This window comes from Echinicola soli, assembly GCF_006575665.1.
Classification (GTDB): Bacteria; Bacteroidota; Bacteroidia; order Cytophagales; family Cyclobacteriaceae; genus Echinicola; species Echinicola soli.
On the sequence record NZ_CP041253.1, the window covers coordinates 2,918,299 to 2,931,344 of the forward strand.

The 13,046-nt window shown below is 43.0% G+C and carries 12 protein-coding genes; 3 read left to right on the top strand and 9 right to left on the bottom strand.

The genetic code is table 11. The features are described from left to right. Window positions 1–39 precede the first annotated feature (39 nt). From FKX85_RS11665 to FKX85_RS11690, 6 genes are all read right to left on the bottom strand, one after another. Window positions 40–1,320, bottom strand: a complete 1,281-nt coding sequence (locus tag FKX85_RS11665) for a dihydrolipoamide acetyltransferase family protein (RefSeq protein WP_141614898.1) — start codon at window positions 1,318–1,320, stop codon at window positions 40–42. Between the two features lie 85 nt (window positions 1,321–1,405). Next, on the bottom strand, window positions 1,406–2,662 hold the full coding sequence (locus FKX85_RS11670) for a competence/damage-inducible protein A (RefSeq protein WP_141614899.1): 1,257 nt from the start codon (window positions 2,660–2,662) through the stop codon (window positions 1,406–1,408). Further along, on the bottom strand, window positions 2,659–3,192 hold the full coding sequence (locus FKX85_RS11675; protein ID WP_210416845.1) for a dihydrofolate reductase: 534 nt from the start codon (window positions 3,190–3,192) through the stop codon (window positions 2,659–2,661). Before FKX85_RS11675 ends, FKX85_RS11670 begins: the two co-directional genes overlap by 4 nt. A gap of 159 nt (window positions 3,193–3,351) precedes the next feature. Beyond that, window positions 3,352–4,290 (bottom strand): DUF4412 domain-containing protein, encoded by a 939-nt coding sequence (locus tag FKX85_RS11680; RefSeq protein ID WP_141614900.1) that lies wholly within the window; start codon window positions 4,288–4,290, stop codon window positions 3,352–3,354. A gap of 173 nt (window positions 4,291–4,463) precedes the next feature. Next, window positions 4,464–5,384: a methionyl-tRNA formyltransferase gene (fmt, locus tag FKX85_RS11685; protein ID WP_141614901.1), complete on the bottom strand. Its 921-nt coding sequence runs from the start codon at window positions 5,382–5,384 to the stop codon at window positions 4,464–4,466. A 71-nt stretch (window positions 5,385–5,455) separates the two neighbouring features. Next, entirely contained in the window at window positions 5,456–6,667 is a 1,212-nt protein-coding gene (locus tag FKX85_RS11690) for an exo-beta-N-acetylmuramidase NamZ family protein (protein ID WP_141614902.1), read from the bottom strand. Window positions 6,668–6,707: 40 nt separating this feature from the next. Between FKX85_RS11690 and FKX85_RS11695 the strand changes: the two genes are divergently transcribed. Continuing rightward, window positions 6,708–7,928, top strand: a complete 1,221-nt coding sequence (locus tag FKX85_RS11695) for an ABC transporter permease (RefSeq protein ID WP_141614903.1) — start codon at window positions 6,708–6,710, stop codon at window positions 7,926–7,928. A 374-nt stretch (window positions 7,929–8,302) separates the two neighbouring features. On the opposite strand, the gene FKX85_RS11700 is transcribed toward FKX85_RS11695, so the two are convergent. Continuing rightward, window positions 8,303–9,082: a polyprenol monophosphomannose synthase gene (locus FKX85_RS11700; protein WP_141614904.1), complete on the bottom strand. Its 780-nt coding sequence runs from the start codon at window positions 9,080–9,082 to the stop codon at window positions 8,303–8,305. Between the two features lie 308 nt (window positions 9,083–9,390). Beyond that, window positions 9,391–10,176 (bottom strand): tetratricopeptide repeat protein, encoded by a 786-nt coding sequence (locus FKX85_RS11705; protein ID WP_141614905.1) that lies wholly within the window; start codon window positions 10,174–10,176, stop codon window positions 9,391–9,393. Between the two features lie 154 nt (window positions 10,177–10,330). Between FKX85_RS11705 and FKX85_RS11710 the strand changes: the two genes are divergently transcribed. Together FKX85_RS11710 and FKX85_RS11715 are read left to right on the top strand one after the other, a co-directional pair. Continuing rightward, window positions 10,331–10,753: a heavy-metal-associated domain-containing protein gene (locus FKX85_RS11710; protein ID WP_141614906.1), complete on the top strand. Its 423-nt coding sequence runs from the start codon at window positions 10,331–10,333 to the stop codon at window positions 10,751–10,753. 26 nt (window positions 10,754–10,779) lie between these two features. After that, window positions 10,780–11,838 carry a globin family protein gene (locus FKX85_RS11715; RefSeq protein ID WP_141614907.1) on the top strand — a complete coding sequence of 353 codons (1,059 nt, stop codon included), beginning with the start codon at window positions 10,780–10,782 and terminating at the stop codon, window positions 11,836–11,838. 93 nt (window positions 11,839–11,931) lie between these two features. Here FKX85_RS11715 and hisB read toward each other — a convergent pair whose 3' ends face one another. Beyond that, window positions 11,932–13,029, bottom strand: a complete 1,098-nt coding sequence (gene hisB / locus FKX85_RS11720) for a bifunctional histidinol-phosphatase/imidazoleglycerol-phosphate dehydratase HisB (protein ID WP_141614908.1) — start codon at window positions 13,027–13,029, stop codon at window positions 11,932–11,934. Window positions 13,030–13,046: the final 17 nt, after the last annotated feature.

The following is a 13,046-nucleotide window of genomic DNA, read 5'->3' on the forward strand; positions in this document are numbered from 1 at the left end:
CTGAAAGAGCGGCTGTCCTGATGGGCAGCCGCTGCTTTTTTATAACTTCGTGTTAAGGTCAAATGCTTCAAGGTATTCCGCTACCCTTTTCACGAACATACCACCCAGTGAACCGTCCACTACACGGTGGTCATAGGAGTGGGACAAGAACATCTTATGCCTGATGGCAATCACATCTCCAGTAGGCGTCTCCAATACAGCAGGTTTTTTGGTGATGGCACCTATCGCCAAAATGGCTACTTGCGGCTGCATGATGATAGGGGTGCCCATCAGGTTACCAAAAGAGCCTACATTAGAGATGGTATAGGTACCACCTGAAAGCTCATCTGCTGTGAGCTTGTTGATCCGAGCTCTTCCTGCCAGGTCATTGATCTTTTTGGAAAGACCAGTGAGATTTAGTTCATTGGCTTTTTTGATAACAGGAACGATGAGATTTCCACTTGGGAGAGCTACTGCCACCCCGATGTTTATGTCCTTTTTCTTAATGATCCGATCACCATCCACAGATATATTGATCATGGGGAAATCCTGAATAGCTTTGGATACTGCCTCTACAAAGAAGGGGGTAAAGGTAAGAGGTTCACCCATTTTCTTTTTATATTCTTCCTTGATCCTGTTTCTCCAAAGCACAATATTCGTAACATCCGCTTCTACGAATGAAGTAACGTGCGGCGATATACGTTTGGATTCCAGCATTCTTTCAGCGATCATCTTACGCATCCTGTCCATTTCAATGATCTCGTCACCTGCGGCGATACTAGGGGCTGATTTAGGTAAAGATGCAGATGAAGCGGTGGGTCTGGATTTCAGATAGTTGATCATGTCGTTTTTGGTGACCCTGCCGTCTTTCCCAGTGCCGGGAATTATCGCCAATTCTGCTTTATTAATTCCTTCTTCCTTGGCGATGCTGAGCACCAAGGGCGAATAGAAGCGTTTATCTTCACTGGCTTTTTCTGTTACTGGGCTTACAATAGAAGCAGTTTGTGTTGGAGCTGCGGACAATAATGCTTCCTTTTGGTTACTTGTATCGGTTTTTTCTTCTTTCTTCGGTTCGGTCGTGGCAGCGTCTTCTTCTGCACCTTCTGTTTCTATCAGGGCAATAGGAGCCCCCACTGCAACTACATCACCTTCTTTGGCAAGGATTTTTTTCAATACGCCTACATGAGAAGAAGGGACTTCCGTATCCACCTTGTCCGTAGCGACTTCCAGCACTGACTCGTCTTCTTCGATGGTTTCACCTTCTTTTTTTAACCATGTCAAGATTGTGCCCTCAATAATACTCTCACCCATTTTGGGCATTATCATTTCTACAGTTGCCATGTGATATCTATTTAATTGGGTCTATTTATTGATTTTAAAATTATATTTTAATTCCTTAATCACAAAATAGGTTGATCCAAATTATTTAATCGTTTTGGTTTTTAATGACTTTTCGCAGCAAGTTTAAAATAGCCAGTGCCGAATATTGGATATTAAGGGACCGGTCATGAGCCAATTGCAGCTTTTTTGTTTTTACGCCATCTTGGTTCGCTACAGCTATCCATACGGTTCCGACGGGCTTTTCGGGGCTGCCACCTCCTGGGCCAGCTATTCCACTGCTGGCAAGTCCATAATCTGCTTTAAACTTTTCCCGGACCATATTTGCCATCTCGATGACTGTTTCTTCACTAACAGCTCCTTGGGCAGATAGTGTTTGTCCTTTTACCCCAAGCAGATCAGTTTTGAATTGATTATGGTAGGGGATCATGGCTCCATTAAAATAATTGCTGCTGCCAGGGATAGCAGTGACCAAATGGGAAATATAGCCACCTGTGCAGCTTTCAGCAATGGCCACGGTCTTTCCAGCCATTTTCAGGGCCTTGCCAATTGCCTCTGCAATTGTTTCCTGATCATAACCGTAAATATAGTTTTTTATTAGTGGTTTTACCTTTTCGATTTGTTCATTTACTTCATCTTGGAGCTGATTTATATCATCACCAAATGCCGTGAGCCTAAGTTTTACCTCCCCAAGTGAGGGCAGATAGGCCAGCTTGATATGTTCGGGAAGGTGGTCTTCCCATTCAGTGATCATATCTGAAAGCCAGCTTTCACCGATTCCAGCTGTTTTGATCACTTTGTGGTAAATGACCGGTAGCGTAAATAGTGTTTTGATTTTTGGTAAGACAAAATTCTCCATGAGATATTGCATCTCATACGGTACACCAGGCATCGACATCCATACACAATTGTTTTCTTCAAACCACATCCCTGGGGCTGTCCCCCGTTCATTTTTCACGTAATGACAGTTGGAAGGAAGATGGCCTTGAAGCTTGTTCAAAGGTGTCAGTTCACGTCCTCTTTTCTCAAAAAACGTTTTTACGTCTTCTATGGCTTGAGGAAAAGGTTCAATAGGACAGTTGAAAAACCTGGCCATGAGCGGTTTGGTCAGGTCATCTTTTGTGGGACCCAGTCCACCAGTGATCAGAATGATATTGGCGCGATTTTGCGCACTTTCGAAGGCATGGAGGATGTCCCGTTCATTATCGCCCACAGTGGTCTTTCTCACTACCCTTACACCGATTTGGTCCAGCTCTTTACTGATCCAGTGACTGTTAGTGTCCATGATCTGCCCGTAAAGCAGTTCATCACCTATGGCGATTATCTCTGCCGTAATTTGTTTCATGCGTTTGTCGGATTGACTTTTTGATAAGTAACAAAGGTGTAGTCAAATTGGTTTTTTTCATCCTTTTCGTGAAACTCTTCGAATGTCTTTTTCCAGTTTTCTGGGGAAAATTCCGGGAAATAGGTGTCCCCCTCAGGAGTACAGCTCACCTCGGTAATGATCATCTCGTCCACATAGGGAAGGGCTTGTTTGTAGATTTCCGCTCCACCGATCACAAACGCTTTTTCCTGGCCACTTTCTTTTACTACTGCAATAGCTTTTTCCAGGCTATTTACGACAAAATGTCCTTCAGGAACTCGATATTCTTTATTTCTGGTAACTACCACAGATGTTCTGTTGGGAAGGGGCTTCCCCATGGATTCATAGGTCTTTCTGCCCATGATCATGTAGTGGCCGGTGGTATGTTGCTTAAAATGACGGAGGTCAGCAGAAAGGCGCCAGATGAGTTGATTGTCCTTTCCGATTACATTATTGGTAGCTCTTGCTACGATGATGGATAGTATCAATGCCTTTGAATTTTTGGATTGCACAAGATACCAAGGTTTTTTGAAGCATTAAAAAAGGAGCTTTAAAAAGTTTGCTCCAAAAGTTTGAGCTCAGATTATCTGAAAATGTATTGTTAGGGATGGGTAAAAGATAGGATAGAGAAAAAGATACTTATAACTGCCACAGCATCAAAATGGAAGAGGCTATTGCCCCTTCATCGCATTGGTGTATTCGTCCATTTCGAAGTCAGATTTTTCAGTTGTGTTTATTTCTGTGATTGTCATATGAGTAATGCTCTTGTCTTCTCTGGATGCATAGTGGATTTCCAGGACATCTCCATCCGGAAGTTGGTCGTAGTAGCCCTGGTATTTTTGTTTTACCTTTTTGGAGAAGAGAAAGTTGTTTTTTGACCAATAAGAAGCATAGCCTTCGATAGGTTCAGTGCTTACCCAATAGTCTGCAACATAATCTTCGTTCTCACTGTGGTATTCTTCGCATAGGTATCCAAGGATGTTTTTGGTGTTACCGGTTTTCGTGATATTAAATTCTTCCGAATTGATTTCGTTATTTATGCTGTCCATTTCCTTATCGCCAGTATTTTCCATCATTTTGGTCCAATCCATCCCGTAGGCCATATAATTTTTTTCGCCTTTTTCGTTTTCCATCAGCAGTACGGACGCATTGTTTTTGTGGTCAAAAATCATCACTGTCTTCTCGGCTTCTTTGTCTTGGTTCTCCATCTCTATTCCCCAAAAATCAGTGTTGCCACTTAGAAAAGATCGGAACGTAACAGGTTCGATAGCTTTACCTTTTTCGTCAGTACCGGTGATTTCCATATCTGTGTAGCCAGTAAAGTGATAGCTGTCCTCTGTCGCTGCATTCATGTCAATACTGCTCATCACTTTGCTGTAATCGTAATCACCACCCTCATAATCCGAAGAGGGGCCGAAAATTTGTTCTAAGTACTTGTCGGTCTGTTTCCGAGCAGCATTTTCGACTTCGTTGGAAACGCGACGCTCTACGGCATTTTCTACCCCTTCCTGGGCGGCTTTTTTGAGTTTTTTTAAAAACTGTGCATGCGAAGGCACCGGTAAAAGAAAGATAGCTGAAAGAACAGCTAAAAGTAAGTTGTCAGTTCTCATAGTTAAATAGGTTATACAACCAATTAAATTACCCAATTTTTTGGTCACTTTCCATTGGGGAAAGGTGTAAAGGGGGTTAGAACTATCAGAAGGGCTTTGTCAATGAGTAAATGAAAAAGCAGACCATGATGTATAGCCTGCTAGGGAAGTTTGGGAAATGGTTTTGCTTGAGCTTATAGCTTGTTGCCTCTTAAAAACTCATCTATTTTCATTCTCTTTTTTCCTTGTAATTGGAGTTCGGTAATGGAGAGCGCGCCATCGCCTGTCTGAAAGTGAAGGAAATTCTTATTGTCTGTTTCGTATGCTCCTGGGGCTTTTCCTGAAAGGGAGCTGATAGGCTCAGAAGTGTAGATTTTGCAGAGTTTGTCTTGCAGTGTAGTCCATGCGGCGGGATAGGGAGAAAGACCCCTTATCAGGTTATGGATAGATTTCGCGCTTTTGCTCCAGTCTATCTCACCCGTTTCTTTAAATATTTTGGGCGCATGGTGAAGTGCCTTCTTTTCATCTTGCACAGTCGTGTTGACTTCACCACTGTCAATTTCCTCGATAGTTTTTAATACCAGCATTGCTCCATTTTTCATGAGTTTTTCGTAGAGCGTACCGATATTGTCCTCAGGTAGGATGGTTTCTTTTTCCTGAAAAATGATGCTTCCGGTATCAATTTCATGTTTGAGGAAAAATGTGGTGACTCCTGTCTCTTCTTCTCCATTGATGATGGCCCAGTTGATGGGCGCAGCCCCCCTGTAATTGGGGAGAAGTGAAGCGTGAAGGTTAAAAGTGCCTCTGGGAGGCATGTCCCAGACCGCTTCCGGCAGCATGCGAAAAGCGACAACTACTTGGATATCGGCCTTGTAACCTGCCAACTCCTCCAGGAACGCTGGTGATTTAAGATTGGTAGGCTGCAGTACGGGAATATTATGTTTGGTGGCAGCTTCTTTTACGGGTGAAGGAATGAGTTTTTGACCTCTTCCCTTGGGCTTGTCGGGAGCAGTGATGACGGCCACTACATTCCAGCCGTTTTCTACCAGGATTTCCAAGGACGGTACTGCAAAATCGGGTGTGCCCATGTAAATGATACGAAGATCTTTATTCATACTTGATAGTTGTACTGTTGAATTGTTAGGTAGTAGCCGGATTTAAGGTGTTACCAATGAAGATTGATTTATTATTTATATAGTAAGTACTTTTCTCTCATGGCTCTATAGATTTTCAGTTTGTCCTGCCATCCGGCCTTGATTTCTTTTTCAGATTTTCCTGCGAGGATGTCCTTTCGCAGCTGGTCAGTTCCTGCGAGTTTATCAAAGAAATTATTGAAAAACTGCTGGCCACCACCGGACTTTTGGTACATCTCCAAAAGGTATTTTAGGGTAAATTGGTGTGAAAGGGGCGTTTCCCTCAGGTCAGCGCCATAGCAGGTTTTTCCTTCATGGGGAGGGTGCTTGCTCATGCCATTGATGCTTTCAGGTGTAAAGGTGAATTCCCCATATTTTGAAGCTGGTGCTCCATAAACCTGGAAAGGAAAATAGGTGCCTCTTCCCACACTGATGTCCGTTCCTTCAAAGAAGCATAACGAAGGATACAGACGGATCGAGACGTCATTAGGGAGATTTGGTGAGGGCTTGATGGGAAGTGAGTAATGTTGGCTATGATCCCAATTGGCCACGGGAATCACGGTGATGTCGGCTTTGACTTGTTTTTTTAACCAACCTTCCCCATTGATCATCTGCGCAAGCTCGCCCACTGTAAGACCATGTACCACTGGAATAGGATGCATTCCCACAAAGCTCTTATATGCCGGATCCAGTACAGGTCCGTCGATATAATCTCCATTTGGATTGGGGCGGTCTAGGATAATCATCGGTTTTCCTTGTTCGGCACATGCTTCCATTACATAGTGCATAGTGCTGATATAGGTATAAAAACGCAGGCCCACATCTTGAAAATCAAAGATTAGGATATCGATGTCCATCAGGGCTTCCTCAGAAGGTTTCTTATTGGAGCCATAAAGGGAGACCAATGGTATTCCCGTTTCCTTGTCAGTATCATTTTTGATGACTTCGCCAGCGTCGGCATTTCCCCTGAACCCATGTTCTGGCACAAAAATCTTTTGGACTGCGATGTCATTTTCAAGTAAGAAATCGACCAAATGCTGATTGCCTTTTTGGGTGAGAACACTCGTTTGATTAGCGACAAGCCCTACTTTTTTGTCCTTCAGAAGCGGAAGGTACTTTTCTGGCTGGTCTGCTCCCGGCAGAATGGGGGCGAGTATACGGTGCCCAGTGGCTACCTCTTTTGCCAAAAGTGAACCGGAAATATTCCAGCTTCCCAAAAAGGTAGGGAAAAATATCAGGAGAAGTATTAATTTTAGCTGCTTCATATTAATTTGCATTTGAATCTTAACAAAATAAAACACTTCATTGAACCTTTCCTACTTCATTGCCAAAAGAATTAGTTTTAAAAGGACAGGCGGTTTTACAGGAACCATACACCAGATAGCCGTTGCGAGTATTGCTATCGGCTTGTCCATTTTAATTATAGCATTTTTGATCTTAGGCGGCTTTAAGCAAGTGGTTTCTGATAAGGTGTTTTCCTTTACGGGGCATTACCAAGTGCATAAGTTTACCTCACATAATGCCTATGAGAATTTTCCCAGTAGTAAGGGTAGCCAATTTTATACCAATTATAAGAATTACGGCTATATCCGGCATATTCAGGAATATGCTTATAAGCCCGGATTGCTGAAAGGAGAGGAGGAGGTTCAGGGTGTTGTTCTGAAAGGGGTCAGCGAGACATTTGATCAGAAAGCATTTTCTACTTCCATGGTAGCGGGACGTTTTATCCTATTTGAAGAAAAGGGGAATGCTTCCAATGAAGTGGTTTTGAGCAGAAATATAGCCGATAAACTTATGCTGACGGTGGGGGATAAAGTGGTTATGTACTTTGTTCAGGATCCTCCGCGGTACCGGAGGTTTGACATTGTGGGTATTTATGAAACTTATCTGGAGGATTTTGACGATAAAATGATCATTGGTGATATTCAGACCATCCGAAATCTAAATGGCTGGGAGGATGACCAAGTAGGTGGTTTTGAGGTGTTTCTTAAAGATCCAAGGCAGATCGACAACAAAGAGGAAGCGCTTTACGAAGTCATCGATTATGATCTCAAAGTCGATAAGGTCACGACCATGTTTATCCAGATTTTTGACTGGCTGAAGTTACTGAATAATAATGTGTATGTTTTTTTAGGCCTGATCCTCTTTGTAGCAGCGTTTAATATGATTGCGATTTTATTTATTTTGATCATGGAGCGGACGCAGATGATAGGCTTGCTCAAGGCCATTGGGAGTACCAATCGGCAAATCAGAAAGATATTTGTATGGAATGGTGTGCGAATCATCGGTAGGGGTATGCTGATCGGTAACTTTATTGGACTTGGGGTGGCTTGGCTGCAAGATATAACCCAACTAATCTCCCTTGATCCAGCCAATTATTACATGAGCTATGTGCCTATTCAGTGGAATTGGCCTATTGTCATTGGACTTAATGTGCTCATCCTTTTGGTGACCACTTTGGTGCTCTTTATACCTGCGATGGTGATCAGTAATGTCCGGCCCATTAAAGCCATCAGGTTTGATTAGGGAAGAAAAAGAAATGCTACATCTAATATTTATCAGAAGGCACCTACATTTTTAGGCGGTGAGCAGAGGAGTTATTAAAAATTACTGGCGTCCGACTAAATTTCAAATATGATCAAAAACTGTCTTTAAATAGAAATTTGAGGGCTTTTATTCCAATCCCTAAAACGACCCCCATTCCCTAAAAGGGAGCTTTAGAAAGTCCCCTTTAGGGAATTTAGGGGTGAAAACAGTTGATTTTTTTCAATTTGACGATTGTTTTCTCGGACTCCAGTAATTAAAAATCAAGTGTCAACAGACAGGGGGATTTTGTCATGTCCCGAGTTTAGTTGATACTTTGTCTTTGTTCTTTTACCTATCCTGATACTGGCATCTTGCTACTTCGTATTTTGTACTTTATACTTTGTACTTTCCGTAGCATCAGCCCTTTTATAGGGATCAAAGAGGCTTTTTAGCTTCATATAAATTACACCCATGACAGCTTCTCTGAAAATATTGGTAGACATTTTGGATGTTCCCTTTGTTCTGTCAGTAAAAATGATAGGGATTTCGACGATTTTATAGCCCAGTTTCCAAGCTGTAAACTTCATCTCGATTTGGAAAGCATAGCCGGCAAATTTTATTTTGTTCAATTTTATACCTTCCAGTACACTTCTATGATAACATTTGAATCCCGCTGTACTGTCTTTGATAGGAAGTCCGGTGATGAACTGCACATAGACACTGGCAAAATAGGACATCAATACCCTTCCTATAGGCCAGTTGACAACATTGACTCCTTTGATGTACCGTGATCCGATAGCCATGTCATTTCCCTGATCGGCACAGGCTTCGTAAAGTCGGGCCAGATCTTTGGGATTATGGGAAAAGTCAGCATCCATCTCAAAGATGTAATCATAGCCATTGGCCAAAGCGTATTTAAATCCTTCGATATAAGCCGTTCCCAATCCCAATTTTCCTGTCCTTTCGATCAGGTGAATGCGGTTAGGGTAGGATACTTTGGCTGCTTTAACAAGACCAGCTGTGCCGTCTGGAGAGTTGTCATCTATGATCAAGACCTCAAACTGTCCAGGTAATTCCATGACAGTATAGAGAATGTCCTGGACATTTTCCTTTTCGTTGTAGGTCGGGATGATGACGAGTTTGCTATGATTCATAATTTAAGTCCCAAAAATAGGACTTAAAGCGGGTTTTCGTATAGTAATTGAAAAAAAAATACCTCTCTTTTGTTATAGTATCCAATGTTGTAAGAACGTTTGGCTTGATCTTGTTTTGTGTGTAGTGCTAATCCTCTTTGTCAAATTAAGCGTTTGATGCAAACAGGTCCCTCGTCCGCCGTGGCGGATGACAGGTGTTTTGTAATCTCGCTGTGGCGAAGGAAACGTTGCAATTAACCTGAACCTGACAAAGCGGGCCTAAAAATATCAAATCTCTGAACAGAAAAAAAAAGGCTAAATTCTCGAAATTACTGACACAATTCCAGTTTTTCTTGGGCATACTTGCTGCCATTTTTGGCTGCTTGCTGCAGATCAAGGCAAGCTTGGCCTGGGTTAGAATCCATGGTACAAACAGCTCGTCGGGCCAACGCTTCATAATGATCAGGTTTCTTTTCCAGGACGTAATCAAAATCCTCCTTGGCCCATTGAATATTGCCCATGCGCATATAGGCAAAACCGCGGTTATAATAAGCCTTTAGGTTGTCTTTAGCGTACATGATGTACATGTTAAACTGGGCAGCGGTGGACATGGGGTCCCCCAGATTGGCTTGGACAATGCCTCTGTAAAAATAAATGGAAGCATTTTTTCCGTCGATTTCCTTGGCAGACTTCAGGAATTCGTCTGCCGAGCGATAATTTTCATTTTTCATCATGGCACGGCTTAGAAGGATCAATAAGTCCACATTTTCAGGGTCTTCCTTCGCAGCCAGTAGTAGGTTCATTTCAGCCTGCTTGTATTCCTTCTGCTCCCAATAGATCTTCCCGATGCCGGCATGGGCTTTTCCGTCTCGGGGCTTTAGTTGGAGGATTCGCTTATAATCTGTCAATGCTTCATCATATTCCTCCAGCGCTTCATGGCTCATGGCACGGAGCTGCAGCGCTTCGACGTTGGCCATCTTCATAAATAATACCCAGTTCAGCTCAGAAATGGCATCATTGAACTGTTGGTTTTCAAAATGCCTTCTTGCTTGGTTGAAGTCACCACCGCAAGAGCAAAATGTCAAAATACAAATGGAAGCAAGTAAAAGTCTCATATTAAATAGTTTAGCAATAAAACTAATTAAATAGTTTTATTTAGTCAATACCCAATGCCATTCTTTATCAAAGTTTTTTTGTGATTTCTGGAAGTATGCTCAATCCAATCACGGCAGGTCCTGCGTATATTTTTCCAAACAACAATAAAGAGCCATGATCAAAAAAATTATTATCGGTGCTGGCGTAGTGGTCCTGCTGCTGATCGCCACATTGGCCGTTCACATTTATATGGTGACCAGCAGTCGTCCTGACGGACCAAACTGGGCCATGAGCCAGATAGACTTTAATGAGGACTTGGATTCTTTAAAATCTGAGAAAATAAAGACGGATTTTTTAGAAATCGAAGGTATGCGGGATGCCCGCATCAACACCAAATCGGATTTTATCATCTTACTCTACGATCGAAAGCAACATAATCCGCACGATCTGGTCAAGCAGGTAAATACTGGCTATGGGTTACAAGCCTCACTTTTCCAGCCAAGCGAAGACCAACTGGCCGCCAGCTGTCCTGCGATCAACAAAAATTCATTGACCTACAAACTGGGAAGCTATTTCGAGCAAGTATTTACAAACTAATTATTTCACATAAACCTTTAGAAAACATGAAAAGACTCAATCAATTTTCAGTAATGCTACTGCTCATGACAGCAGTGGTTTTCTGGTCTTGCAACGATAAAGATGACATGGACCAGATCAAAGAGACAGATGATTCATTTTACGCCACAAAGCTGGGCGGCGAAATGAAAGTGGCTGATCCTTCCAATCAAGGCCAAATGATCGAACAAGGATACCTTAACTTAAGAACGATCGTAACGGGAACGGTATTGAAGATCGCCTCAGAAGATAAATATGCTGAGCTTCGGCCATATTTTAATGTATTATTGGCCGAAGTGGGAGCTGAAGATATGTCTGGATTCAATGCATTGGTGAAGGATTTTACCGACCTATTGGCAGAATCTACTGGTGCAAAGAACTTTACATATTCCGGAATGAGCATGGTTGATGCGCACAATCCAGCGGCCAATGATCGCATGAATGGCATGATCGATAACGAGGATTTTGACCTGTTTGTGGAAGCCGTGGTAGAAGTCGCGACAGATGCTGGCTTTGGTGAGCAGGAGATCCTAGGACCGGTAGGTCAGCTGTTGGAAGGCACTAGAGATGCCATCGTGCAGCGGGAGGACGGCACCATGATCGACCTTTATACCCGGCTTGGTGGTACTGTGATGGTAGAAGATGGAGATGGAAATATGGAGGAAGCGGGTTACCTTCCGCTAAAAGCCGTAGTAACAGAGACGGTACTTTTAGTGGCCAGTGATCCTGAGTTTGCTGAATTGAAGCCTTATTTCCCTGTGTTGCTGGCTGAAGTAGGGGCAGGAGATATGTCTGGCTTTAATACTTTGGTAGAAAACTTCAGTGATCTGCTAGCACAATCCATTGGTTCTACTAACTATGTATATGAAGGAATGAACATGGTGGATGCCCACAACCCTGATGTTAACTCAAGGATGACAGGCAAGATCACCTCTGCGGATTATGACTTGTTTATCCAGGCAGTGGTAAAAGCAGCTACGAACAAAGGCGTGCCTGAATCTGTTATCGGAGAATTCGGGGCATTGCTCACCAGTGAAGGGCTGAAAGGCGCGATTGTCCAAGGATAATAATAGCGTTGTGAAGGTAATTTGACTAAGTTGCTTGATTACAGTAAAAAAGGCTTTCCAGTTGGGGAAAGCCTTTTTTGTTGACCCTATGCTTTACAGCACACCTTTGGTGCTGGGGAGTTGGTTAAGCGCAGCGATATCCCTTTTTACAGCCATCTTGATGGCACGTGCCAAGCCTTTGAAAATGGCTTCTATTTTATGGTGCTCATTGTTTCCTTCAGCTTTGATGTTCAGGTTGCATTTGGCCGTGTCACTGAAGGATTTGAAGAAATGGTAAAACATTTCCGTAGGCATATCACCTATTTTTTCCCTATTGAACTCGGCTTCCCACATCATCCAAGGTCTTCCGCCGAAGTCGATTGCTACTTGGGCAAGCACATCATCCATTGGCAGTAAGAAGCCATAACGGTAAATGCCCTTTTTATCGCCTAATGCCTTGAGATAGGCTTCACCCAGTGCCAATGCCGTATCTTCAATGGTGTGATGCTCGTCGATGTGCAGGTCGCCGTTGACCTTGATTTCCAGGTCTGTGCCACCATGTTTGCCCAGTTGTTCGAGCATATGGTCAAAGAAGGGCAAACCGGTATCAATAACACATTTTCCTGATCCGTCCAAGTTGACTGTGATCTTGATTTGGGTTTCTGAAGTACTTCTTTCTACAGTCCCTTTACGGGCAGGAAGTCGTAAAAATTCATAGATCTCATCCCAGGAAGTGGTGCTTAAGGCAGCTCCTTCAGCAGCTTCCTCACCAATGAAGATGGCTTGGGTGCCGAGGTTTTTGGCCAGTTGAACATCGGTTTTGCGATCTCCGATTACGAAAGAATGGGCTAGGTCATAGTCTCCTTCCATGTATTGGGTAAGGAGTCCTGTCCTTGGTTTTCGAGTGGGCGCATTTTCATGCTCAAAGGTCTTGTCAATGTGGATAGCTGTAAAAATGATGCCTTCTTGCTCCAACGTTTTGAGCATTTTATATTGGGCAGGCCAGAAGGTGTTCTCTGGGAATGAATCTGTACCCAAACCATCTTGGTTGGTCACCATCACCAGTTCAAAATCAGTTTCCTCGGCGATCTTTCTAAGGTTGGAAATTGCCTTGGGGTAGAATTCCAATTTTTCCAAACTGTCTACCTGATAATCTACCGGTGGTTCCTTGATGATGGTTCCGTCACGATCTATAAAGAGTACTTTTTTCATGGTTGTAATGTTGTATA